The organism is Methanoplanus limicola DSM 2279, assembly GCF_000243255.1.
Taxonomy (GTDB): domain Archaea; phylum Halobacteriota; class Methanomicrobia; order Methanomicrobiales; family Methanomicrobiaceae; genus Methanoplanus; species Methanoplanus limicola.
Window position 1 is genome coordinate 794,443 of record NZ_CM001436.1, and the last position, 26,394, is coordinate 820,836.

Genomic DNA, 26,394 nt, shown 5'->3' on the forward strand with positions numbered 1-26,394 from the left:
GAAGAAATCAGGGTGAATAAAATATGTCCGGACCATTGCTTCAGGTTGCACTTGACCTGACAGAATTAACAAGAGCGATAGAGATTGGAAAAGAAGCCCTTGCAGGAGGGGCTGACTGGATAGAGGCAGGAACTCCTCTCATCAAAAGTGAGGGAATGGAGGCTGTGAGAAGGCTGAAAGCAGAATTTCCCGGGACTGAGATCGTTGCGGATATGAAGGTCGCCGATACAGGCGGAATTGAGGTCGAGATGGCAGCCAAAGCAGGAGCTACAGTCGTATGTGTCCTTGCTGAAGCGGATGACTCGGTAATTGAGGAGTCTGTCCGTGCAGCACGTCTCTATGGCATAAGAATAATGGCTGACCTCATCAATACAGAAAATCCGGTTAAGAGAGCCAGAGAGCTTGAAAAACTGGGTGTGGACATCATAAACGCCCATGTGGGAATTGACCAGCAGATGACCGGAAAAAGTCCGGTTGACCTGATAAAAGAGATCTCAGGGGAAGTATCACTGCCTGTCGGCGCAGCAGGCGGACTCAATGCAGAATCAGCCGCAGAAGCGGTAATCGCAGGTGCAGACATCCTCCTTGTCGGGAGCAGCATCACAAAATCGGCAGATGTACGGAAGGCCACAGAGGAGATCAGAAAGGCAATTGATGACCCGAAACTCCCTGCTAAAACAGCAAAAAGCCATGATGATGAGATAAGGGATATTCTCATGCAGGTGTCAGCACCGAATGTAACGGATGCAATGTTTCGGAAAGGTGCAATGTCAGGCCTGATCTCACTATGCGGCGATGTCAAAATGTCAGGTAAGGCAATAACGGTTGAGACTGTCGCAGGAGACTGGGCAAAACCTGTTGAGGCAATTGACATTGCAGAAGAGGGTGATGTCATTGTGATAAACAACGGAAGGGCCACCCATGTTGCACCCTGGGGTGAACTTGCAACACATTCTGCAAAGAACAAAGGCGTTGCAGGCATTGTAATTGACGGCGCTGTCAGGGATGTTGATGATATAAAAAAGATCGGAATTCCGGTCTTCTCAACCGCAGTATCACCCAATGCAGGCGAACCAAAGGGATTTGGTGAAATAGGTGCAGAGATCGTCTGCTGTGGGCAGACTGTCAGAAACGGGGACTGGCTTATAGGGGATGAATCCGGCGTTGTCGTGATACCAAAGGAGAGGGCATATGAGATTGCAAGGCGTGCCCTTGAGGTCAAAAAGCATGAAATCAGGGTCCGCGAGGAGATTCTTCAGGGAAAAACCCTCTCAATTGTTATGGAACTGAAACGCTGGGAGAAGAGGTAGACAGTTACGGATACCCCCTCAGGATTCCCCAAATAACAATAATTCAGATTTCCCGGAGTAATCTCCACAATATTGCCACAGCAGCAAAAAGGTAAGTTCTAAATTATCTGAAATATCAATACTACTGGTGTTATTCACTATAACGCGAATAACGCCCATGAGGGAGGCGGCTCAGTACACACACCAATTGCTGCCTTTCTCATGAAAATTCTGAATTTTAAAGATGGTTACGACTCTTTTAAACAGACATTCAATCCATACTGCAAAGTTTAGAGATTTTTCATAAGATATTACAGGCATCAGAACCAATAATCCTGAAATGATAATATCCGGTTATGAGATTATTAGCAGGGTTAATTCAGGAGATCTGACTCTTGAGCCATATTCCAAAGATTCACAGCAGCCTGCATCATATGACCTGAGGGCAGGCGAGGACTATATCCTGAAGAAAGGCGAATGCACTCTTGTCCATTCCATGGAGAAGGTAGGACTTCCGGCAGACATCGCAGCAACCCTGATGTGCAGGTCGTCATTCGGAAGAAGAGGTGTTTTAATCGGCGGAGGATACGTTGACCCGGGATTCCGCGGCAATCTCACACTATGCCTTGTCAATATGGGGCCTGAGGATGTTCCGCTTAAAAAAGGTGAGAGATGCGTCCAGATAATAATGCATGAGGTCAGAGACGGAAAAATCCTCTATGACGGACGGTATCAGGACAGTGAAGGGTCAGTTGAAGCGAGAAACTAAATTAAAATCAAAACCTAAACAGCAGATAATTTCAGATAAGTCATCCGGATACAAATATCCGGGAGACTGGAAATTCACTTCTTTTTTCCCGGCATGCAGAGGAAATAATCTGCATAATATTCTGTGACCTTTGCCCCAAGTGAAGGTGAGAGGTCTTCAAGCCAGATATAAAATCCTGTCATCTGCGGGGTTCTCTTGCTCTCGACTTTCAGTTCACCGGACTTTTTCCTGACAACCTTCAGGTACTCATTCTTCTTCTTTGACCGGAGGTAGATAACCGGCTCATAATCAGGAATATCAACAGCAAGAACAACCTTTGAAAAGTCCCTCAGCACCATATCATAATCATACACCTGCCCCTTCATAGAAAAGGTGCGGTCCCTCATAAGGGCCTTTATCCCCGACGGATAAAGAGCACCAAGAATTACCTTCTTTGATACAGGAGGGATCTCATCCTTCTTCATAATCTCAGACATCGGCTTTTCAGCCATCATAAGGCCAATAAGACGATCCCTCTTCCGGTCATGAAGTACCTTGTAATCAAAGGGCCTCTTAACCGGAATTTCCGCAAGATCAATCGCCTTTGGATGACTGATCGGTTTTCTTGGCACGCCTCTAATAGAAGCCGGTCTAATCTGGGTCTTAATCTCCTCAACAGGCCTTGTAATAATCAGCGCACTCTCAGTCTCCCGGACAAGCCGCCTCATGATAGAGGAACGTGAAATATCAACAGATGAGAAGAGTATAAAAGGCACAATTACCTGCCCGTACAGATAACCAAGAAGTGCCTTTTTGTACCTTACCTCCTCTTCCATATCCTTAAGATCGGATGCCGAGGTAACAATCTCGGCAAAGCAGACTCTGTCCTGATCATCGATGAGCATTATATCAAATTCAGCGATATCCTGACCATTGCCCCTGACATTGATGTCACCCCTGTTTGAGTAGTAGAGGCCGTTTTGGCCCATCACAACATTTTCCGGGGGAAAAGGAGCATCTGCACCCTTTTTGACAACATATTTTATTGTATCAGTCTTTCTGGAGATGTCAAGAACCATCTCGTATATCAGGGATTCATACCATCTCCCTTCAGCCGCCCGCATCTGTGAGAGATCCTTTGAAAAAAGCTGCCCCTTCTCAATCTTCTTGAGGTGCCTTATTGAGCTTCTCGCAACCGACCTCTCCGGTTTGGCTTTTGGAAAATTCGCCCTGAGCCAGTATATTGTATCCATTAAATCTTCAAACCTATAAATTTCAATATGATATTATTATTTGTGATATGTTTTATCTTATAATAAAAAAACCATTCTTCAGGAATTTTATTCAAGCACCATAACCCTTCTTGTCAGACTCTTATGAACCCTCTGTTCAAAATAGTCCTTTACTGTAAAATACTCCTCTGCCACTCCCCTCACATCATTATGTGTGACAACAACCGCACGCCTCTTCGGTTTAAGTATCCTTCTGATCTCTGATAGTGAACTGTCATATAATTTATCAAGTGATCCCCCCATTATGCATACCGACTGGCCGTACGGCAGATCAGTTGCCACAGCATCAAAAGTTTCATCACCAAAGGGCATTGATGACGCATCAGTCCTGAAAAGTTCTGCATCAGGCAGATTCTGGCGGCAGCCTCCAAGCATGAGAGGGTCCATATCCCCGCCGAATATCCTGCATCCAAGAAGTTTTGCCTCAAGCATTATCCCGCCTGTGCCGCAGAAGGGGTCATAAAAATGATCATACGGCATTGCAAGCGAGAGATTGACCATTGTACGTGCAAAGAGAGGCATCATAACTCCGGGATGGAAGAACGGCCTCCTCATAGGATTCCTGCATGAAAAACCGCCCCTGTCAATCCTGCATATGACCTTCCCGAAAAAACACCGCTCCCCTGAAAAAACCGCACGATATTCATACTCAGGATTATTCAGAGATACAGGCCCGTTTATCTTAGAACCGATTATCTTTTCAAGAGTCAGCTGGGACTCAGAAACAAAAGTTCCTGCAATCTTCTTCACCCGTCCCGCAAAGGAACCTTCTGATGACAGGCTTAGTGAATCCAGCAGGTCTCCAAAAGAACCGGCATCAGCATGGCATTCGCCGAGGTATTCCATCACGTTATGAGTCATTGCAAGACGCCCGGCATCAGCAGGATTGACGCATTCTGCAACCGCCACCTGCACCTCACGGTCAGTTATAATGCCTACAGATTCAATCTCAGCAAAGGGTATCTCCGGGTGCTCACCGGAAAGTTCAAAGATCAGACGCATATTTCCTCCGAATATTTGTATAGATAAGAGATTAACAGTTGGCATTAATGCGGGAAGGACCATTCCACCGGACCAAAAAAAAGAATTCAGATTTGATAAAAAAATATCACCTGATTTAAGATAAATATAAGCGGATATCCCGGATATTTCCGGGATTATTTTCAGGCACTGCCGGACTTATTTCATTGAATCCTTCACTTTTCCCATCACATCAGAGAAGAAGCCATGCTTTTTATCCTTTTTATTGCTCTCAAGCTCAACAATACGGTTGTAAAGCTCCTTCTCCTCCTCAGTAAGATGCTTTGGAATGACAATTTTTATCCTGGCAAGCAGATCGCCGGGCCTTCCGCGCCTTCTTACACCCTCTCCGGGTATCTTAAGTGCAATTCCGTGCTGCACACCCGCCGGAATCTTAAGCTCGACATCACGATCATCTATAGTCTTTATATCAACTTTAGATCCTACCGCAGCACGTGCAGCGGAGATCTCAACTGAAGTTTCAAGGTTATCCCCGATTCTTCTGAAATTTTTGTCCGGAAGAACCTCAACTTCAATGAAGAGATCGCCGTTGGGTGCACCCGGATCTCCTGCCTCACCATATCCCTCCATCCGAAGGCGCATGCCGCTCTCAACACCGGCAGGGATATTTACGGTTATTGTGCGTTTTACCCTTGTATGTCCCGATCCATTACAGGACTTGCAGACCTCTTCAGGGATTTTGCCGCGTCCGCTGCACATTGAACAGGTGACCATGGATACAAAGTTCCCAAACGGAGTCCTGTTTTCACGCTTTTCCTGACCGCTTCCGCCACAGCGTGGACATACTCTTGTTTTTTTGGTTTTACTGCCCGTACCGTCACATTCAGGACAGGGTTCGGTATGCATGACATCGGCATCTCTTGAAGAACCAAGAACAGCATCCTTCAGAGAGATCTGTATCCTCATCAGGAGATCAGCACCTGGCTGAGGGCCTCTCGGCCCACGCCGTGGCCCGCCTCCAAAGAAGGCATCAAATATATCTCCAAAGCCACCGAAATCGGCTGTAAAACCGCCGCCTCCGAATCCTCCACCAGAGTACTGCCCTTTTGAGGCACTTGTAAAGGTATCATGGCCCATATGGTCATACTGAGCCCTCTTCTGGGAATCGGAGAGAACGCTGTAGGCTTCATTAATCTCCTTAAATTTCTCCTCAGCGCCCTCATCCTTACAGACATCCGGGTGGTACTTCTTTGTCAGGGTGCGGTAGGCTTTCTTAATCTCCTGTTCGGTCGCATTCTTTGGGATGTTTAAGACATCATAATAATTTTTCGCACCCATGATTCATACCGCCATTGAAGAATTATTCCTTCTTCTCTGAATCATTCTTTACTTCATAATCGGCATCAAAGACGGTGTCGTCCCCGGCCTCTGCACCGTAAGCGTCTTCCTGCCCTTTTTCCGCTTCTGCTTCAGCTGCTGCTTTCTGATATAACTTTGTTGATGCTGCAAAGACAGCCTCAGTAAGTTCTCCGGTGTCCTTCTTGATCACCTCAATGTCGTCCTCTTCAATGCTCTTCTTCAGCTTTTCAACAGAGGTCTCAATCTTTTCTTTATCTTCGGCATCGAGCTTATCTTCACTCTCCTTTAAGAGCTTTTCAGCTGCAAAGACACCATTGTCAGCGGCATTGCGAACCTCAATCTCCTCACGCTTCTTCCTGTCCTCTTCCTCAAAGTCCCTGGCTTTCTGAACCATATCTTCAATCTCATCATCTGAGAGTTTTTTATCACCGGAGATTGTTATGGCCTGACTGTTGCCTGTGCCTAAGTCCTTTGCAGAGACATTGATTATACCGTTTGCATCAATATCAAACGTAACCTCAATCTGAGGAATGCCGCGTGGCGCAGGAGGAATTCCTGTAAGCTGGAATTTTCCGAGTGTGAAGTTGTCCGCCGCAAGGGCACGCTCACCCTGGACAACGTGAATCTCTACACTTGTCTGATTGTCAGCTGCGGTTGTGAAGATCTGACTCTTCTTTGTCGGGATTGTGGTGTTTCTCTCAATGAGCTTTGTTGCAATGCCGCCCATTGTCTCAATGGAGAGTGTAAGCGGAGTTACGTCAAGAAGGACAATATCCTTTGCCTCCCCTGTAAGCACACCGCCCTGAATGGATGCACCGACTGCGACACATTCGTCAGGGTTTATGCCCTTATCCGGCTCTTTTCCAAGAAGGTTTTTAATTCTCTCCTGAACGAGCGGCACGCGGGTTGAACCTCCGACAAGGAGGACATGGTCGATATCATCAGCATTAAGCCCTGCATCCTTGAGTGCCTGCTTAACCGGCCCGATTGTCCGGTCAACAAGATCACCTATGAGCTGTTCAAACTTTGAACGTGTCAGATCCATGTCAAGGAATTTCGGCCCTGAAGAATCGGTTGTGATATATGGAAGATTAATGTTTGTCTTCTGGGTTGAGGAGAGTTCCTTCTTTGCATTCTCCGCTGCGTCACGGATGCGCTGCATTGCCATCTTGTCTTTGGTGAGGTCAATGCCTTCCTTCTTCTTAAACTCCCCGACAATGTACTCAACGACCCTCTGATCAAGGTCATCTCCGCCGAGATGGTTGTCTCCTGCTGTTGACTGGACCTCAAATACACCATCTCCAAGTGTCAGGATTGAGACATCAAATGTTCCGCCGCCAAGATCATATACGAGAATTGTTGCGTCATTCTCCTTGTCAATGCCATACGCAAGTGCACTGGCTGTAGGCTCATTGATGATGCGGAGAACTTCAAGTCCGGCGATCTTACCTGCATCCTTTGTCGCGTTTCTCTGCGCATCATTAAAGTATGCCGGAACTGTAATTACAGCTTTTTTTACCTCTTCACCAAGATATGCCTCGGCATCCACCTTGAGCTTCTGGAGGATCATTGCAGAGATCTCCTGAGGGGTATACTCCTTGTCGTCAATTCTGACTTTTCTGTCAGTGCCCATATCACGCTTAATTGAGCTGATGGTCTTGTCAGGGTTTGTCACAGCCTGGCGTTTTGCAAGACTGCCTACAAGCCTCTCTCCGTCTTTGGAGAATGCTACAACAGACGGTGTTGTCCTTGTTCCTTCCGTGTTTGAAATTACAACCGGTTTTCCACCCTCCATGACGGACATGCAGGAGTTGGTTGTTCCAAGATCAATGCCTATTACTTTATTTGATACCATGATTCTTATTCCTCCTTACCTTTTGATACGGCAACCTTTGCGCATCGGATGACCTTGTCATCCATGCAGTAGCCGCAGATAATTTCATCAATGACTGTACCTTCTTCATTTCCCGACGGAACATAGGCGATTGCCTCATGTATGTTCGGGTCAAATTTTTTGTTCACAGACTCCATAGGCGTTATGGAGTGGGACTTCAGGACTTTTTCAAGAATTTTTTGGATCTGCTCAAGACCTTCCCTCAATTTACTGTCATCGTCTGACTTTAAGGCGCGGTCGATGTTGTCTGAAACTTCAAGGATATCAACAGCAAAACTCTCAACTGCACGCTTTGAACGGTCAGAGATCTCTTTTGAACTTCTCTTTTTATAATTTTCAAAATCTGCTGCAAGTCTGAGATATTTATCTTTTAACTCCGCATTCTCTGCAATAAGTTTTTCCTCAGCAGAAACCTCTCTGCATTCGTCTGCATCAGCAGAAGCGTCTTTGCCGTCTTCCGAAGATTTCCCCCCCAAAATATCAGGTCCTTCGCAGGGACCTGTATCCGGATTTTGCCTGAGATCTTCCTCTGGAATTTTTTCTTCCGAATTATCCTTTTTCATCATCCATTCTCCAAAGAGTCCTGATTATACTCGTAATACCATAATAGATGGATTGTAGTTCTATATAATGATTTCTGATTGCCTGTTAGCAGTTCTATATAAGCATATCTTTTTTGGAGATGAGAGGTTAAGGAGAAAATTAAAAATATTTCCTGACAAATATGGAAATATACTCTGAGATTTAGCCTCAAAGAACGCATCTGGATTATTTTTTAGCCGCAAAAATCTTCCTCCGGGTTCAGAATTTAAAAGCGCACCCAGCCAGAATCAAAAATACTCTTCTCTACGCTGTAAAACATACAGAATATCAGGTATAATAGTATAATGCAGGATCTTCCGGAATGGTCCGGAAAGTTTGCTTGTTACTATGCAGTGCAATATGAAAAGACCGGAAATCACCGGCATCAGTACAGGGTGTTACACTAATACCTGCGACCCGTCTGTCACCCCGGATGAAGAAAATCTGTTTTTTCGCACAGCTTTTTAGATTCCAAAATTAAATAATATGGTATGAAATACGCACTTCTTTCTGTCTGGGACAAGACCGGAATTATCCCTCTTGCACAGGCACTTAATGATAACGGATATAAAATACTCAGTTCAGGCGGAACGGCCAAAATACTAAAGGAAGCAGGGCTTGATGTAACCGAAGTCTCCGAATATACCGGTGCTCCGGAGATGATGGACGGCAGGGTAAAGACACTTCATCCAAAGATTCACGGCGGGCTTCTTGGAAGAAGAGGAAAAGACGATGCAGTGATGGCGGAAAACGGAATAGGCCCAATCGACATCCTTGCAGTAAACCTCTACCCGTTTGAGGAGATGTCAGGCAGGGACCTCCCGCTTGATGAACTCATAGAATACATAGACATCGGCGGACCGGCAATGATAAGAGCGGCTGCAAAGAATTTCAGAGATGTTGCAGTCGTCATCGAACCGGCAGACTACGACAAAGTAATCGAGTCCTTAGGAAAAGAGGGGCTTACATATGATGACCGGAAATACCTCGCAGCAAAGGTATTCACAAGAATGGCAGCATATGACGGTGCGATAAGCAATTACCTCAATTCAGAGGGCAGGGCAGTGCCGACATCATACACAGTTCAGTTCAGAAACGGAAGAGAACTCCGGTATGGTGAAAACCCTCACCAGAGCGCCGCAGTCTTCGGAGAGACCGGAATTGCAGGACAGGTCCCGCTTCAGGGTAAAGCCATGTCATACAACAACTACCTTGACACTGATGCGGCAACCGGACTATTAAGGGAATTTGATGAGACAGCAGCAGTGATTGTAAAGCACAACAACCCATGCGGTGTCGCCACCGGAGATTCACTCCTTAAGGCATATCTTCAGGCAAGGGACGTCGATCCGGTCTCTGCATATGGCGGAATTGTCGCTCTCAACCGTGAAGTCGGTGCAGATTTAGCAGAAGAACTTGCATCCACCTTCATTGAAGTTGTCATTGCACCGTCCTATACAAAAGAAGCTCTTGGAATTATGAAGAGAAAGGAGAATATGCGCGTACTCATTCTTCCGGAAGAGAACGAAAAAGATGAATTAAGGACAATTGACGGCGGCGCACTGCTCCAGAGAACTCCAAAGGTTGTTCAGGAGAACTGGGAGGTTGTTTCGGAACGTGACCCGACACCTGACGAGATTGACGCAATGAAATTTGCAATGAAGATCTGCAAGCATACAAAGAGCAATGCAATCATATTTGCTAATAAAAATTCCGCACTCGGCATAGGCGCCGGACAGATGAACCGCGTCAATTCAGCAGAAATTGCAATTAGTAAATCAAACTTCCCGCTTAAGGGTTCTGTCGTTGCATCTGATGCCTTCCTTCCGTTTGCAGACACACTTGAAACCGCTGCAAAGGCAGGTGCAACGGCACTCATCCAGCCCGGAGGTTCGATCCGTGACCAGGAAGTCATTGACGCTGCCAACAGGCTCAATATCGCAATGATCTTTACAGGCATCAGATATTTCAGGCATTAATCAAAGCCTGTTAATCAAATATCTATTTTTTACCTTCAATCCCCTGATGATAACTCAGGATTTAAACGATCGTGTTATATGATAGCATGCTACATAATAGCATGGAGTTTTGATTTATGTTATTCGGATTGCCCGATACAACCTTCTTTGCAGTATCAGGTGCCACGGCATTGATATTGCTTGCCCTTTTATTATGGGGCCTTACCTTTAAGGGGGCAGATATTTGAACGGAGATTTTCTGACTATCGGAATTATTGCCATTTATGCACTTGGCCTCATCCTTATAGGCGGATGGGCATCAAGGAAAGTTCATAATACCGAGGATTATGTCCTTGCCGGAAGATCGCTCGGATTCTGGGTATTTACAATATTAATGGTCGCTTCGGTGTGCAGTGGAATGACACTTGTAGGGGTCAGCGGTTTTGGTTATGCATCCGGATGGCCGGGTATATGGGAGCAGCTTGCCGTACCACTTGCAGCGTCATTCGCAATAATTGTCTTCGGGGTAAAACTACATTATATCGGTAAAAAAGCTGGATATATGACAGTAGAAGACTATTTTGCCCACAGGTTTGAAAGCCCCAAAATGGTGAGGGGGATCTCAGCCATTGCAGGCATTGTCGTATCCTTAATCTACCTTGTCGGGCAGTACACCGCCATAAGCATCGTTCTTGTCTGGCTCTTTGACATTGATCACAGGATTGCCCTGATCATTGCCGCCGTCATAATTACGGTGTACACAGTCATAGGCGGAATGTATGCAGTTTCATGGACAACCCTTATACAGGGAGGAATTCTTATCGCCGGTGTTTTCATCATGGCACCGCTTGTGATCATATCTGCCGGCGGACTTGAGCACATAAATGAAGTCCTCTCATCCATCGATCCCAACATGGTGCAGCCCTATTACCCGTCTGCATATTCAGCTTATGCCTACTGCACCCCGGAATTTCTGGTATCCTTTGTAGTGCTGCTCACAGTCGGGCTTGCCTGCGCACCGCATGTCGTGAATAATGTGCTTGCGGCAAAGGACGATAAATTCTTCAAATGGTCACCCCTGATCGCATTCGGACTTTACATGGTTGTAATGTTCCTTGTAAAATTTACAGGATTTGCCGTTCGGGTGCTCGTTGAAGAAGGGAAACTTGTTCTTCCGGATGCAGTCAATGCACAGGACTTTGCATTTATGTATGGTGTTGAATATGCCGCACCAAATGTATTTGTATGGGCGCTCTTTGCAGTTATTGTCCTGTCAGCAGTTATGTCAACGACTGACAGGCTTATGCTTACAATAGGGACAATGTTTTCATGGGACATATACAAAAATCTCTTAAAACCTGAGGCAACAGACAGGCAGATCCTGAGATTGAGCCAGATCTGCGTATTCATATCCGCAGCAGTATCCCTTGTCCTGGCGTTAAACCCGCCCGAAATGCTCGCATTCCTCATATGGATGGGTATAGGAGTTATGCTCTCAACATTTGCAGTTCCGTTTATTGCCGGACTATACTGGAGAAGGGCAAACTCATACGGTGCAATTGCAGCTATGTTAACCGGACTTATAGCTTCAGGAGTATTTGGGTACTATCACCAGTTCATTGACAAACTGCCGATGCACTTCTCGATGTATTCACTTGTATGTGCCGCCATTGCAATGATTATTGTAAGCCTGCTCACACCGAAAAACTCAGAGGAAGTTTTAGACCTGACATTTACAGGACCATACATCCAGCCAAAAGAACTCAAACAACAATAATATTAATAATAATGATAATAACAATACCATACAAATTTAAACTTTTTTGCATATCTACCGTTGCAGAAGTAATCTACGTTTCTGCATGCCTATAAACTGACAATTCTTAAAGATCCGGCAGATAAATATTCTCAGATACAGAAAATGTGATTACAGGAGAAACCCCGTTTTCTATGAATGAAGATGAAGAGAGAAGAATAATATTTCATATAGACATGGACAGTTTCTACGCTTCAGTGGAGATGAGGGACCGACCGGAACTTGCCAAAAAACCGGTTGTAATCGGCGCTGATCCAAAAGAGGGGCACGGAAGAGGGGTTGTAAGCACATGCTCATACGAAGCAAGGGAATTTGGCATACGATCTGCCATGCCGGTATCCACCGCCTACCGGATATGTCCGGAATGCATATTTCTCCCGGTAAATATGCCCCTTTACAGGAAAGTTTCTGAAAATGTCATGGAAATCCTGAGGCAGTACTCTGAAAAATTCCAGCAGGTGAGCGTTGATGAGGCCTATCTTGACATGAGCCACCTTGCTGACTACGGGGCTGCTGAGGATACGGGATACAGAATTAAAAATAAAATAAAGCAGGAAGAGAGGATCACATGCTCGGTCGGAATCGGTCCTTCAATGGTCATAGCAAAGATAGCCTCCGATTACCGGAAACCGGACGGGCTTACCATTGTAAAACCGGAAGATGTAATGGATTTCCTTGCACCCCTGCCGGCCGTGAAAATACCCGGCATAGGCAGAAAATCTGCTGCAAAACTTGAGAGAAACGGCATAATTACAATTGCCGACCTTAGAAAATGTGACATTCAGAGCCTCATATCTGCATTCGGCAGGCATGGTGAGGCGATGTACCGGATGGCAAGAGGAACCGACAACCGTGAAGTCAGAGAGAGGGAGGGCAGAAAATCAATAGGCAGGCAGACGACCTATGAAGAAGATGTATCTGATACAGATGTAATTATGAAGAGCCTTGACTGGATATGCAGGGATATTCACAGAAGAATGTCTGAAAGGGGTTACAGGTGCCGTACTGTGACGGTTAAAATCAGGTATTCAGGATTTATTGACAGGGCAAAATCAAAATCCCTTAGTCACCATACAGACAGCCTCTCAGAAATTATGAATAACGCAAAGGAAATATTTACAGATTTATACGAAAACAAGCCGGTCAGGTCATTCGGAATTACCATATCAGGATTTGAAGGCGGAAATTCTCATCAGACAAGTCTTGACGAATATATATCACTCAGGTAGCTAAGGAGAGTCAGATATTCGGAGTAATGCAGAATTAATGTAATACCCTAATCCGGGGACATCCGCTATTGGGTATTTTGCTGCGGAATATACATTTTTCCGGGTAAAAAAATATAGAGAATAGATTAGTATTCAGCTTTTTTTGCGGGTTCAAATTTGATATCACAGCCCTTTATCGTGCGACCGCCCATTATATTGTGAACCTCTTTTGCAAATTTAAGCGGGATGTCAACAAATGAGAAATTCTCATAAATGTCAATAGCACCTATTGAATTGCCCGGAATTCCGGTCTCACCAGCTATTGCACCGACTATGTCGCCCGGCTTAATCCTCTTGTTCTTTCCGATGCTGATAAAGAACCTGACCATGCCGGACTCTCCGCCGGTCTCTTCATAGCTCTCCTCGTCACTCTGAATTTTATGTGAACCCATATAGATTTTGAGCATTGCAGCGGCAACATCTGAGGCGTCACAGTCATTCTCTTCCAGGAAGCGCTCGATGACGGTGAGGTAGCATCCGGAATCCTCCTCAGACATTACATCCTTTACATTCTCGATATATCTCTCAACACGGCTGTTTTCGACATCTTTTAAGCCAGGTTTCTGGATCCTCTTAAGTCCGGACTGTGAGATCCTCTTGAGCATCTTTAATTTGCCGTATTCCCTTGGGCCTACAAATGTGTATGAAGCGCCGGATTTTCCTGCACGCCCTGTCCTTCCGATTCTGTGCACATAGTACTCAGTATCCTGAGGGACATCATAATTGTAAACGGTCTCAATATCTTCAACATCAATACCTCTTGCCGCAACATCGGTTGCGATAAGGATATCAATAGTTCCGTTCCTGAACTTACCCATGACGCGATCTCTCTGCTGCTGTTTGAGATCACCGTGAAGTCCTTCCGCAAAATAACCGCGTGAACGCATAATTGATGAAAGTTCATCTACTCTCTTTTTGGTGTTGCAGAATACAATTGACTGTCCCGGACCTTTTATATCAATGAACCGGCAGAGAAGATCAGCCTTCTCGCTCTCCCGTACCTCAATATAGAACTGTTCAATTGAAGGTACTGTAAGCGTCTTTGGAGTAATGCTTACAAATTCCGGATTGTGCTGGAATGATTTTGAAATCCGGAGAATCGGGGCAGGCATTGTTGCTGAAAAAAGAACAGTCTGGCGCTCTTTAGGTGCATAACCCAGGATTTCCTCGAGGTCTTCCCTAAATCCCATATCAAGCATCTGGTCAGCCTCGTCAAGAACAACAAAGTTAACCTCAGACATTGACAGTGTCTTTCTTCCGAGATGGTCAATAACCCTTCCCGGAGTACCGATGATGACCTGAACCCCACGCCTCATAGCGGATATCTGCCTCTCAATCGGCTGACCTCCGTATATTGGAAGGATTCTGATGTCAGCCATATATTTAATCAGGCGGTTGAATTCTTCTGCGATCTGGATTGTAAGCTCTCTTGTAGGTGCAAGAACAATTGCCTGAACAGCTAATTTATCAGTATTTATCTTCTCAAGAAGAGGGATTGCAAACGCTGCTGTTTTCCCTGTACCTGTCTGTGCCTGGGCGGTTATGTCCTTTCCGGACATGATCAGCGGTATTGATATATTCTGTATGGGTGTCGGTTCTTCAAAACCCATATCTTCTATAGCTTTAAGTATTTCGTTTGAAATATCTAGTTCGTTAAATTTCAAAAAAGAAGACATTTGATTATTATATGATCTATGGCTTTATTATCTTTTAGTGTGTGACACAATTATTAAGTACAAAATGCCGGAGCACACCCACTCCCGGATATATAACGAAAAATGCATACTCCGACATCTGAAAGAGCACAAAAATCAGAAATATGACCATAAAATAAAAATCAAACGGAAATATGACGAAATATAACAATATCCAGAATAGAGAATAGTCCGCAGGGATTACATCAGATATAAGCAGACAAAGTAAAGAAAATACATACACGCATAAAAGGGTGTCAAAAACAGATAAAATGCAGACGTGATGCGCCACACATATTAATTGTCCGGAGAAGAATATCCACAGGAGACACAAAAATCATAATCTCCAATATATCCGGCCATTAAGGCAATACCGGATAATCTGTGTTAACGTGACCCGGAAATACAGAATCTCCTGACAGATAAAATAGGGTAAGAGCCAGAAAATTAAATTATAACATTCCCTTCTTACCTGTCAGAGGAACAAAACGGACCCCTCCATATGATGAAATAAAAGGCTCCCCGTTTATCATTCTGACTTTCATCAGTGTCTGGGAGTAATAGTCACCCACAGGGACAACCATCCTCCCTCCTTCTTTAAGATTTACAAACAGATAGTCAGGCATCTGAGGAGATGCGGCAGTGACAACTATGCAGTCAAACATGCCATACTCCCGTGCAGCCTCAGCTCCGTCTGCACATATAACCTTAACATTATATATTCCGGCCTTCCGGAGGTTATCTGTGGCTGCTTTCGCAAGTTCAGGAATAATCTCAACCGAAATAACCTCATGAACAATCTCTGCAAGTACCGCAGACTGATATCCTGAACCTGCGCCAAGTTCCAAAACCCGGTCAGATTTACAGGGTTCAAGAAGTTCAGTCATTACACCTACGATATATGGCTGCGAGATCGTCTGTCCGTACCCGATAGGCAACGGCTGATCGCTGTAGGCATGCCTTCTGAGATCTTCAGGGATGAAGATATGCCGGGGCACCTTCTCCATTGCCTTAAGGACATTCTCATCTTCAACCCCCCTCTGCCGAATCTGATAATCAACCATATCCATGCGGAGTCTGCGGTAATAGTCCTCATCCAAAATTATCACCTCTTAAATGAGTATAATGAGCAGGAAAGTATATATTCTTTGACCGGGCATTCAGTCAGATTTCAATGGGATATTAACAGAACTCTCCGTATAAAGACAGCCGGAAAACATAAACAGAACAATTGGATATTCTTCACCGGGATTTTGCAGAAGAAACAATTTTTCCGGATAGCAGTATGAAGATAAAAGCTGACATTATGACCGCAATACCAGAAAAGTGGTAATAAACACCAAGTCCGTATATATCAATAATAATTCCGCCGATGACAGGTGCGATCATATCACCCACACCCCTTACGGAGTTATAGATGCCCATCACAGCACCCATTCCGGCAATCCTTCCCGCCTCAACCATATATGCGTTTAAGGCAGGATATACAAAGAGTCCGCCCGCCGCATGCAGCAGTGCGAGCAGAAGCAGGACCGTGAGACTTCCTGCGCAGGAGACAGCAATGAATGCAGCCCCCATGATAAGACACCCGAGAGGCACAAGGTACATTCTGCCCCTGCGGTCTGCGATATTGCCAAATACCATCTGAAGTATTCCGGCGGAGAATACATTCAGCGAGATGATAAGCCCGGCAGCTCCGGGGGACAGGCCAATTCCCGGAACATAAAGCGGGATGAATACCAGAAGGCCAATCATGCCGAACTCCGTCACAAAAGTGACAAGCAGAACTCCGGCATATAGGGGATTTTTAAAGAGCAACCTTAAGGCTTCGGACGATAAAATCCCCGATATGCGGGACATCACGGATTTTAGAGAGAATCTGAATTTTCCGGCAGAATCACTATTTTTAACCACGGATTTTGGACCGCCGGCCACCGGGGGAGCATCTCCGGATATTTCACTCCGGATTTTTAACTCTGACGGAAGAAAGAGCACCAGGACAAGAAATGCAACTGCTGAAAGGAGAGTCAGGGAGTAAAATGCCGCCTTAAAACCTGAGAGGTCATAGAGGTAACCGCCTATGAGAGGCCCTGCACCGAATCCGAAGAGAATTGCAGCCTGAAATTTCGCCATAAAACCGGCTTCCTCCCCCGGAGATGCAATCTCTCCAAGGTATGCCATAGCAACCGGGGCAATCATTGCAGAAGAGATGCCGTGAACCAGTCTGACGGCAACAAGCGCCAGCACATCGCCGGAAATGATATAGCCAAGTGAAATTACTGCGTAGAGCAGAAGTCCGGCTCCGATAATCCTCTTCTTGTCACACCTGTCGGAGAGCGATCCAAAGTAAGGCATAAAGACCGTCCGTGAGAATGCAAACGCACCAAAAACAATGCCGATCCAGAGTCCGGACGCACCAAGGTTGTCTGCATAAACACTGAAGAGCGGGACGACTATGCCGATTCCTGCGAGGGAGATAAATACACACAGCGATAATATCAGAAGAATTCTCTGTTTATCCGGATTCCCCGGCGAATTACCACTGAGATTATGCTGACAGTTCCGGTCCGGATTATGGTTCTGATTATGGATTTTATTCAATTAAAACTCCGGAATTAGAGCCAAACAGTTCAGCAAGTTTTTTTTTCAGCAGAACCGCATCTTCTTTTAAATTATCATCATCAACTAAAAGACAATCATCGTAAAGGAGACGGAGACTGTCATTAATGTCAAGCATCGCCTCCTTTAAGGCAGGAGCATGTACATGTATACCGAATTCCTCATTGAAAAGGACAAATATCCCGAATTCAGCATTCCATTTTACTGAGAACTCAACATTCCGGGAGAGAACCCTCACATCATCCCTTGAGAATATAACTTCGGACACCAGAATGGTTCCAAATTCAGATTCTGCCTCTTCAGTTTCTGAGCACATTAAAGATTTTTCTCTCGAAGATTTTACATTATTTTACATTAATATGGCCGCAATATAGCCACAATCAATGTAATCATGATCCATATGACTACGATTTCTCTTCAAAAAGCAGAATATAATCAGGTTACCGGGTAACCGGACTATTCACAGATTTATCTTATGAAGGCATTCCTGCCGGCATAACGTGCAGAGTCGCCCATCTCCTCTTCAATCCTTAAGAGCTGGTTGTACTTCTCAACACGTTCTCCTCTTGCAGGAGCACCTGTCTTAATCTGTCCTGTGCCGAGCGCAACTGAGAGATCTGCAATGAATGAATCGACAGTCTCACCGCTTCTGTGGGATACCATGGCCGCCCATCCGTTCTTCTGTGCGAGGCGTACAGCAGCAATTGTCTCAGTAACAGTACCAATCTGATTCAGCTTGATAAGGACTGCATTTGAGACGCCTGTCTCAATACCCCTCTCAATTCTTTCTACATTTGTAACAAAGAGATCGTCCCCGACAAGCTGTACCTTATCGCCTACTGCATCAGTTAAAAGCTTCCAGCCATCCCAGTCATCCTCTGCAAGCCCGTCCTCGATTGAGAGAATAGGATACCTTTCACAGAGATCTTTATAGTACTCAACCATCTCTGCGGATGTGAGCTTTCTTCCTTCACTCTTTAAGTCATACAATCCGTCCTTAAAGATCTCACTTGATGCCGGATCAAGGACAATACCAACCTCCACTCCGGGTTTGTATCCGGCCTTTTCTATGGCCTTCATGATCAGTTTTAAAGGCTCTTCGTTTGAAGGAACTTTCGGGGCAAATCCGCCCTCATCACCGACACCGGTGCTGTGGCCCTCTTCCTTTAAAATTCCCCTGAGAGTCTGGTATATCTCTGCACCCCATCTTAAAGCCTCAGAAAAACTTCCGGCGCCGACAGGTGCAATCATAAACTCCTGAAGGTCAGCACCCTGCCAGTTGGCATGCGCACCGCCGTTCATGATATTCATGCACGGGACAGGCAAAACATAGTTCTCCGACCCTGCAACCGTCCCCAGATACTTCCATAACGAAACACCCTCAGCATCAGCCGCAGCCCTTGCGGCTGCCATTGAGACTGTCAGAATGGCATTTGCTCCGAAGTTTCCCTTGTTGGGAGTACCGTCTGCCTCTCTCATATTTCTGTCAAGGCCGGCCTGATCAGCTGCATCCATACCTGAAACCACGCCTGAAATATCAGAATTCACTGCCGAAACAGCCTTCATTACACCTTTTCCGCCGTACCTTGACTTATCACCGTCACGAAGTTCAACAGCTTCATGAATCCCGGTTGATGCACCGGACGGGCACGCTGCCCTTCCTGTCACACCGCACTCAAGTGTGACATCTGCCTCAACTGTCGGATTACCTCTTGAATCCAGGATTTCCCTCGCTTTAACTGACCTGATTTTTGTATCCATATTTATTTCTCCTGTAGCAAGATGCCCCTTAAATTTTCGGATAACTGTTTGTCTTTTTTATACAATAAATATACAATAAGCTGACCGGCACAGGATACCTCTAAGCCGGGCCGGAGATCCACACATGAAATTTGATCATGAGCAGTTGACAGGTTATTTGTAAACCAAAACCCAACCTGAATAATGTGAAGACTGCAATACTCGGAGCAGGGCTTACCGGACTTGCCCTTGCAAGACTTTTAAAAGAGAAAGGACATGAAATAACAGTCCTTGAAAAAGAGAAAGATATTGGCGGGCTGTGCCGGTCAAAGACCGAAAACGGATTTACCTTTGACATCGGAGGGTCACACATCATATTCAGCCGGGATACTGAAGTCTATGATTTCATGTGCAATCTCTTAAAGGAGAACAGGGGAACCAGAAACCGCAATACAAAAATCTTCTATAAGGACAGTTACGTCAAATATCCCTTTGAAAACGGACTGTACCAGCTGCCACCCGATGACCGTTTCTTCTGTATAAACGAATTTGTAAAAAACCTCATATCACTTGAAAAAGGCGAATTAAAAGAGCCTGAGAATTTCCGGGAATGGGTATACTACACATTCGGGAAAGGCATTGCAGAGTCGTATATGATTCCCTACAATGAAAAAATATGGAATTTTCCGACAGAGAAGATGTCACACCACTGGGTTGACGGAAGAATCCCGCGCCCTCCGGTGGAAGATATCATAAAGGCATCAATAGGCATAGAAACTGAAGGCTATACACACCAGTCAGTATTTTCATACCCGGTTAAAGGTGGAATTGAGGCGCTCATACATGCAATAGCAGAACCTGTAACAGATGACATTAAGACCGGATTCTGTGTCAGAACCATACGAAAAGAGGGGGAAATATTTGTAATCGGAGACGGCAATGAAGAGATCAGGTGTGACAAAATAATCTCCACCCTCCCACCCCAGATACTTCTGCCCTGCATGGAAGATGTCCCTGAGGAAGTCATCAACGCCTGCAAAAACCTGAAGTACAACTCTATCGCATGTGTCGGCATAGGTGTAAAAGGCGACTTAAATGATATCTCATGGCTTTATGTCCCACAGACCGAACTTGGGCCGGCAAACAGGATATCATTCCCGTCCAACTATTCTGTGGAGGCATCTCCGGACGGTCATTCATCCATCCTTGCTGAAATTACATTCAATGAAGGCGATGCAGTATCAGGGATGTCTGATGATGAGATCGCAGACGGAGCAATAGATACATTATGCAGAATGGGCATAATGGAAAGTCCTGATGATGCAGTGTATAAAACCGTTGAGAGATTTGAATATGCATATGTCGTCTATGATACCGAATACCAGAAGAATGTAAAGACTGTCAGGGACTATATTGAATCGGCCGGAATCGACACTGTAGGAAGATTTGCTGAATTTGAGTACCTGAATATGGACGGCTGCATAAGAAGAGTTCTGGAATACGTAAAAGAACTCAGCTGAAAAGACCGGCTTTAAACCGGGTCTGAATACATTCCGGGCACCAATATCAGACAATCAGCAGGACATAACCGAAATATCTTTTTTTAACTGCCGGACCAAATATAAATTATGGATAGCAGTCCGGCAAAATATCTCAGAGATGAAACCCTCCTTTTAGCTGTCATCTCCATCGGCGTCTTCATGGACGGGCTTGACGGTGCGATTGTAAACGTCTCACTCCCGCAGATTGCACAGGATTTCGGAGCGGAAATCGGACTGGCGTCCCTTGTAATTACTGCATATCTCATCTTTCTGAGCGGACTGATGATAACCTTCGGGAAAATAGCCTCATACAGAGGTGCAAAAAAGATATATCTCGGTGGAATTGCGATATTTACAGCATCATCACTCCTCTGTGCACTCTCCACAGGCATTGAGATGCTTATAATTTTCAGGTCTCTTCAGGGTATCGGGGCGGCAATGATTGCACCGACAGCCATAGGCATCGTAGCAGCTGAAATCCCGGAAGAGAGAAGGGGAAAATCACTCGGAATTCTTGTCGCCGCATCATCATTCGCCTTTGCACTTGGCCCTGTGGCAGGCGGAATTCTGACAGAATATCTGAGCTGGCACTGGATATTTCTGATAAATATCCCAATCGGAGTGGCCGCAGCAGCCCTGTCCATGAAATACATTCCGAAATCAGAGAATATTCCGGGTGATAACCCTAAACAAAGAGTTAATTTCGATTACGCAGGATCACTGTTATTTCTCATATCAGTCGGAATATTGATCATAACCCTTGGAATGGCAGGAGAAGAAGGCCCCCTGTCACCATCCGTGATAATCTCACTGGCATTATGCGCAGCTCTTTTTTACCTGTTCTACAGAAGAGAAAAATCTGCTGCGGACCCTGTACTGGACATTAATATCTTCAGAATTCCGGCATTCAACAGCTCAACCGCAACCTATATGCTGATTATGGGTGCATTTGGAGGCGCGGTTTTAATGCTCCCTTTTTATTTTCAGTACATCAGATCCTGGTCGCCTGCAATGGCAGGACTTGCACTTCTGATACCGTCAGTTGTAATAACCATATTCAGCCCGCTCGGCGGAATAGCTGCGGACAGATATGGTGCGCGTGTTGTCTGTATCATATCCGGAATTCTGGCCACATTAGGGTTTTTGCTTACTGCATTTTATTCAGAAACATCAACAATAATCTATATTGCAGCAACACTTCTCCTTCTCGGACTGGGCTGCGGCCCGGTTATGAGCGCGGGTGCATCAGGAATTATCTCATCCGCACCAGCTGAAAAAAAGGAGATTGCATCGGGCATCATGAGCACTTCAGTCTATCTTGGAACTGCAATAGGGACAGCAGCTTTCACTGCCATATTCAGTCTGTTTACCAGAGAAGCGGGCAGTTCAGTGAATCCCGGAACTGAGGCATTCATAGAGGGATTCATGGCCTGTTTCATAGCCGGAACTTTATTCTGCCTCCTTGCAACCCTCCTTGCCTTTAAGCAGAGAACAAAAAGGATTACTTAAACCTGAAATCCTTTTTTTAAGGAATATTACAGACCTATACCTATATTGCCTAAAAACCAGAAAATATTAAGAACAGATGGAACCCAGAATTTCGGTTGTAATACCAACCTACAACGAGGAAGGCAATATTACTGCCTGCCTTGAATCACTCTCAAAACAGACAATTCCAAGAGAGGAATACGAACTTATTGTTGTTGACGGCGATTCGGCAGACAGAACGCGGGAATTTGCCGAAAAATATGCTGACCGGGTGTTCATCCAGAAGAGCAAAAGGGTTGGCGGTGCGAGAAATGACGGTGCAGAGGCTGCAAAGGCCAAAATACTTGCAACAACCGATGCAGACTGCCTGATCCCTGAAAACTGGCTTGAAACTATTATCTCAATCTTTGAAAATAACCCGGATACCGTTCAGCTGTATGGGACTGTAGCTCCGATAGAGCCGGGGATAAAGCATAAAATATCGCTATTTCTCGCCAATGTCTTCTCAGGACTTGGATATTACACCCACACCCTGTATTATACACTTGGGTGTAATACCGCATTTCGGGCAGAGGCATATCACTCTATAGGTGGATATAAGTGCATTGACGCCGGAGATGACCTGGAAATCGCACAGAGAATGAGAAAAATCGGAAAAGTCAGGCTGAGCACTAAAATTAAGGTTCGGTTTTCTATGAGAAGATATGTTCAGTTCGGAACACTCAAATCACTCTACATATGGATCTATATTGTGATTAAAGGCGGTAATTCAGCCAAATACACATATGCAAGGCAGAAATACAAATAATCATAAATGTATCTGTAAATCAGAAATAATCTTCAGGATTTTTTAGGGATATTACCGGAATTTTGCTTTTTTTATGCAACTAACCATACCTATTATACCCTCTGACAACATTCTATGTAAGGCAGACAAGTCTGCAAGAGTACTAAAATGAACGGAAGAGATAATTTCGGTGGACGCAGAAACTTTGGCGGTCCAAGAGAGATGCACAAGACAACATGCTCAGACTGCGGAAAAGAATGCGAAGTACCATTCGTACCTACCGAAGGAAGACCTGTATACTGCAACGACTGCTTTCCAAAGCACAGAAAGCCTAGATACTAAATATCCGGGAGAAATATTGACCGGATTTACGGTCAGTTTACTTTTTTATCAGTTAATTTCATAATCTATAAATTTAAATCCAAATCAGCTATAATTTCTGAAACAACCACAACGTACGACAAAATATATTGTAGAATTTATTTTTAACCAACAGCATTATTTAAAATTATAATAACAGCATTCTGTATTAAAGATTTTCACCACAGATATTATTAGCCTCTGCGAACATTGTATATATTGCAGATATTCTGCAAGAGTACTAATATGAACGGAAGAGATAATTTCGGTGGACGCAGAAACTTTGGCGGTCCAAGAGAGATGCACAAGACAACATGCTCAGACTGCGGAAAAGAATGCGAAGTACCATTCGTACCTACCGAAGGAAGACCTGTATACTGCAACGACTGCTTCCCAAAGCACAGAAAGCCTAGATACTAATATCCGGGGAAATAAAGGCCGGTTTCCGGCCATCTTTTTTTATTTTAAGACGACTGCACATACCGTACGGTAAAATCAATACGGAAATTAAAGCCGGGTGCGGTTCGGCGCTGACAAATTCAGGAAGAATGGATCCCGGCAGGCCATGCTGCCAAAATTATGGCATTAGGTTACAAAAAAATACCCGGCCAATTCTTCAGAAAAATCAAAAAATACGGGATTATAACCAAAACAATATATCCTATTCATTCTTAATCAGAAATATTCCACTGAAGTGTTATTATGATTAAACTTAGCGCAAAACTTATGGATATCGATTACCGCGGAGTTATGCTCAACAGAGAGGACGCAAGAAAAACAGGAGTCCTTGACGGTGACCGTATCCAGATAATAAACCAGGAGAGGGGTGCCTCTGTACAGGCCGTAGTTACAACAACAGAGACAATTATCCAGGAAGGGACAGTCGGAATATTCTATGTCACAAATAAACGCCTTGATGCAAAAGAAGGAGAAACATTTGAGATCAGGGTTGCAGACCGCCCGGTATCGATAGATTATATCAAGAAAAAGATGGACGGAGGGAAATTTACCTCAGATGAGACATTCTCAGTTGTAAAAGATATAGTAAATGATGTCCTCTCACCCGGAGAGGTAAGCGCATACATCACAGGGTCATATATCAACGGGCTTGATATGGATGAGATTGAGTATCTGACACGTGCAATGGTCTCAACCGGAGAACAGATCTCATTCGGCTCCCATCCGATAGTTGACAAGCATTCAATAGGCGGAGTTCCGGGCAACAAGATCACTCTTCTTGTAGTACCAATCATCGCCGCTGCCGGACTTAAAATCCCGAAGACAAGTTCCAGAGCTATCACAGGTGCTGGAGGAACTGCTGATCTCATGGAAGCCCTCTGCCCGGTATCATTCTCAGCAGATGAAGTCAGAAATATGACAGAGAAAGCGGGCGCTGTTATAGTATGGGGCGGAGCTACAAATATCGCCCCCGCAGATGACAGAATTATTACCCATGAATACCCGTTAAAGATAGATGCCAGAGGGCAGATGCTCGCAAGCGTTATGGCAAAAAAATACGCGGTAGGCGCTGATCTGGTTGTTATTGACATTCCGGTTGGAGAGCATGCAAAAGTCAGAAATCCTGAAGAAGGCAGAAAACTTGCAAGAGAATTCATTGAACTTGGAGAGAGACTTGGCATGAGAGTTGAGTGCGCACTTACATATGGTGACTCGCCCATAGGTCATGCAATAGGTGTAAACCTTGAAGTACGTGAAGCCTTAAAAGCTCTAGAAGGGGCAAACATTCCGGGGTCTCTCATACAAAAAAGTACATCACTTGCCGGAATTGCTCTGGAGATGGCCGGAAAGGCTCAGAACGGTGAAGGAGGAAAGTTAGCCGAGGAGATACTTAAATCAGGAAAGGCACTTGAGAAGATGAAGGAGATCATTAAGATTCAGGGTGGAAATCCGGATGTAAAATCAGATGACATCGTCCCGGGAAGCCATTCGTATGATATAAATGCGCCGGAATCAGGATATGTCGTTGAACTTAACAACAGTTCGCTCATAACCATTGCAAGAACCGCCGGAGCACCAAATGATCACGGTGCAGGTATATATATTCATAAAAAGAAGGGCAACCATGTCAAAAAAGGTGAACCGATCTTTACAATTTATGCTGACAGACCATGGAGGCTTGAGAGTGCACTTGAGACAGGCAGACGCCTCATGCCGGTGATTGTTGAAGGAATGATGATAGACAGGATTCCTTCGGATTACTGGAGAAATTCAAGACAATTATAATATCTTTTCTGCTGACACTCCCGTTAAAAGAGCAGACGGATTATTGTCAGGGGAATTAACCTCTGTCACAATATCCGTCGTTGTCTGCATCCAGCCATAGTGAACAACCCGGGCATGAGCAGTGATTTCCAAAAGGGCATGTCCCGGCAGGTGAGTCATTGCCGGAATTATCATTTATCTCAGAATAACCCGGATCACCGCTTCCCTGAACAGCGGCTGAACCCTCCTCGTCCTTTGCAAGAAAGGCATCCGGATTCTCCTCACGCACCACATCCCCTTCAAGACAGCCCGAAACACTACAGAATATGGAAATCAGGCAAACGACCTGTATAAACATTAAAAGCGGATTCTTTTTCACATCAGTCACCACAACATCATAAGATTAAATTATTTGGCTCAAAAACAGAGTATACATTCATATTCCGGAATTAACACAGAATTTTACAGTGCATAAAATATCCCGGATTTCTGACAATGCTCAGTATTTCAGCTTATTCTTTGTCATAACAATGAGCCGTTTTCCGTGAAGAAACAGATGAATTAAACAGAATATAACAAATAATAATCCGGAATAATCATGCAGAAGTGTAATTTCACGAAAAGTCAGCCCGTAAAATACAAAATTTACCGGATTTAAAAGACCCGGCCATTTTATAAAACCTGTCACAGCACAGGCAGCAAATGAAGCGAGCATTGCAATATCGGTATAATAAATGACATCTCTTCTTTTCATC

Annotated in this window: 23 protein-coding genes; 11 read left to right on the forward strand and 12 right to left on the reverse strand. The window is 44.8% G+C overall.

What is annotated here, in order from left to right; translation table 11 throughout:
* Positions 1-23: 23 nt before the first annotated feature.
* Together METLIM_RS03850 and METLIM_RS03855 are read left to right on the forward strand one after the other, a co-directional pair.
* Positions 24-1,310: a bifunctional hexulose-6-phosphate synthase/ribonuclease regulator gene (locus METLIM_RS03850; RefSeq protein WP_004076605.1), complete on the forward strand. Its 1,287-nt coding sequence runs from the start codon at positions 24-26 to the stop codon at positions 1,308-1,310.
* 319 nt (positions 1,311-1,629) lie between these two features.
* A complete protein-coding gene (locus METLIM_RS03855; protein WP_004076606.1) occupies positions 1,630-2,058 on the forward strand; it encodes a dCTP deaminase in 429 nt (142 codons plus the stop codon).
* Between the two features lie 74 nt (positions 2,059-2,132).
* Here the strand turns inward: METLIM_RS03855 and METLIM_RS03860 are convergent, their stop codons facing one another.
* From METLIM_RS03860 to METLIM_RS03880, 5 genes are all read right to left on the reverse strand, one after another.
* Complete coding sequence (locus METLIM_RS03860) at positions 2,133-3,290, reverse strand: hypothetical protein (RefSeq protein WP_004076607.1); 1,158 nt, start codon at positions 3,288-3,290, stop codon at positions 2,133-2,135.
* Between the two features lie 87 nt (positions 3,291-3,377).
* Positions 3,378-4,331, reverse strand: a complete 954-nt coding sequence (locus tag METLIM_RS03865; protein ID WP_004076608.1) for a methyltransferase domain-containing protein — start codon at positions 4,329-4,331, stop codon at positions 3,378-3,380.
* Between the two features lie 177 nt (positions 4,332-4,508).
* Positions 4,509-5,648, reverse strand: a complete 1,140-nt coding sequence (gene dnaJ / locus METLIM_RS03870) for a molecular chaperone DnaJ (protein ID WP_004076609.1) — start codon at positions 5,646-5,648, stop codon at positions 4,509-4,511.
* A 22-nt stretch (positions 5,649-5,670) separates the two neighbouring features.
* On the reverse strand, positions 5,671-7,524 hold the full coding sequence (gene dnaK / locus METLIM_RS03875; protein WP_004076610.1) for a molecular chaperone DnaK: 1,854 nt from the start codon (positions 7,522-7,524) through the stop codon (positions 5,671-5,673).
* Positions 7,525-7,529: 5 nt separating this feature from the next.
* Positions 7,530-8,129 carry a nucleotide exchange factor GrpE gene (locus METLIM_RS03880; protein WP_245543581.1) on the reverse strand — a complete coding sequence of 200 codons (600 nt, stop codon included), beginning with the start codon at positions 8,127-8,129 and terminating at the stop codon, positions 7,530-7,532.
* Between the two features lie 507 nt (positions 8,130-8,636).
* Between METLIM_RS03880 and purH the strand changes: the two genes are divergently transcribed.
* The 3 genes from purH to dinB all read left to right on the forward strand — a co-directional run bounded on the left by purH (position 8,637) and on the right by dinB (position 13,148).
* Positions 8,637-10,124, forward strand: coding sequence for a bifunctional phosphoribosylaminoimidazolecarboxamide formyltransferase/IMP cyclohydrolase (gene purH, locus METLIM_RS03885; protein ID WP_004076612.1), 1,488 nt, complete (start codon positions 8,637-8,639; stop codon positions 10,122-10,124).
* Between the two features lie 223 nt (positions 10,125-10,347).
* Positions 10,348-11,880 (forward strand): sodium:solute symporter family protein, encoded by a 1,533-nt coding sequence (locus METLIM_RS03890; RefSeq protein ID WP_004076613.1) that lies wholly within the window; start codon positions 10,348-10,350, stop codon positions 11,878-11,880.
* 173 nt (positions 11,881-12,053) lie between these two features.
* Positions 12,054-13,148: a DNA polymerase IV gene (gene dinB, locus METLIM_RS03895; protein ID WP_004076614.1), complete on the forward strand. Its 1,095-nt coding sequence runs from the start codon at positions 12,054-12,056 to the stop codon at positions 13,146-13,148.
* A 125-nt stretch (positions 13,149-13,273) separates the two neighbouring features.
* On the opposite strand, the gene METLIM_RS03900 is transcribed toward dinB, so the two are convergent.
* From METLIM_RS03900 to eno, 5 genes are all read right to left on the reverse strand, one after another.
* Positions 13,274-14,863 (reverse strand): DEAD/DEAH box helicase, encoded by a 1,590-nt coding sequence (locus METLIM_RS03900; RefSeq protein WP_004076615.1) that lies wholly within the window; start codon positions 14,861-14,863, stop codon positions 13,274-13,276.
* Between the two features lie 470 nt (positions 14,864-15,333).
* Positions 15,334-15,981: a protein-L-isoaspartate(D-aspartate) O-methyltransferase gene (locus METLIM_RS03905; RefSeq protein ID WP_004076616.1), complete on the reverse strand. Its 648-nt coding sequence runs from the start codon at positions 15,979-15,981 to the stop codon at positions 15,334-15,336.
* Positions 15,982-16,123: 142 nt separating this feature from the next.
* Complete coding sequence (locus METLIM_RS15390) at positions 16,124-17,482, reverse strand: MFS transporter (RefSeq protein WP_004076617.1); 1,359 nt, start codon at positions 17,480-17,482, stop codon at positions 16,124-16,126.
* Entirely contained in the window at positions 17,475-17,816 is a 342-nt protein-coding gene (locus METLIM_RS03915) for a hypothetical protein (protein WP_004076618.1), read from the reverse strand. Before METLIM_RS03915 ends, METLIM_RS15390 begins: the two co-directional genes overlap by 8 nt.
* 152 nt (positions 17,817-17,968) lie before the next feature.
* Positions 17,969-19,261 carry a phosphopyruvate hydratase gene (gene eno, locus METLIM_RS03920; RefSeq protein WP_004076619.1) on the reverse strand — a complete coding sequence of 431 codons (1,293 nt, stop codon included), beginning with the start codon at positions 19,259-19,261 and terminating at the stop codon, positions 17,969-17,971.
* Between the two features lie 185 nt (positions 19,262-19,446).
* Here eno and METLIM_RS03925 point away from each other — a divergent pair, with 185 nt between their 5' ends.
* The 6 genes from METLIM_RS03925 (at position 19,447) to METLIM_RS03950 (ending at position 25,660) form a co-directional block, all read left to right on the forward strand.
* The gene (locus METLIM_RS03925; RefSeq protein ID WP_004076620.1) at positions 19,447-20,760 is read left to right on the forward strand and encodes a protoporphyrinogen/coproporphyrinogen oxidase; all 1,314 of its coding nucleotides are present in this window, start codon (positions 19,447-19,449) and stop codon (positions 20,758-20,760) included.
* Between the two features lie 108 nt (positions 20,761-20,868).
* A complete protein-coding gene (locus METLIM_RS03930) occupies positions 20,869-22,290 on the forward strand; it encodes an MFS transporter (protein WP_004076621.1) in 1,422 nt (473 codons plus the stop codon).
* 76 nt (positions 22,291-22,366) lie between these two features.
* Complete coding sequence (locus tag METLIM_RS03935; protein ID WP_004076622.1) at positions 22,367-23,077, forward strand: glycosyltransferase; 711 nt, start codon at positions 22,367-22,369, stop codon at positions 23,075-23,077.
* Positions 23,078-23,224: 147 nt separating this feature from the next.
* On the forward strand, positions 23,225-23,398 hold the full coding sequence (locus METLIM_RS03940) for a CxxC-x17-CxxC domain-containing protein (RefSeq protein WP_004076623.1): 174 nt from the start codon (positions 23,225-23,227) through the stop codon (positions 23,396-23,398).
* 264 nt (positions 23,399-23,662) lie between these two features.
* Positions 23,663-23,836, forward strand: coding sequence for a CxxC-x17-CxxC domain-containing protein (locus tag METLIM_RS03945; RefSeq protein WP_004076623.1), 174 nt, complete (start codon positions 23,663-23,665; stop codon positions 23,834-23,836).
* Positions 23,837-24,118: 282 nt separating this feature from the next.
* On the forward strand, positions 24,119-25,660 hold the full coding sequence (locus METLIM_RS03950; protein ID WP_004076624.1) for an AMP phosphorylase: 1,542 nt from the start codon (positions 24,119-24,121) through the stop codon (positions 25,658-25,660).
* Positions 25,661-25,715: 55 nt separating this feature from the next.
* On the opposite strand, the gene METLIM_RS03955 is transcribed toward METLIM_RS03950, so the two are convergent.
* Complete coding sequence (locus METLIM_RS03955) at positions 25,716-26,018, reverse strand: hypothetical protein (RefSeq protein WP_157202225.1); 303 nt, start codon at positions 26,016-26,018, stop codon at positions 25,716-25,718.
* A gap of 120 nt (positions 26,019-26,138) precedes the next feature.
* On the reverse strand, positions 26,139-26,393 hold the full coding sequence (locus METLIM_RS03960; RefSeq protein ID WP_004076626.1) for a DUF4405 domain-containing protein: 255 nt from the start codon (positions 26,391-26,393) through the stop codon (positions 26,139-26,141).
* Between the last annotated feature and the right edge of the window lies 1 nt (position 26,394).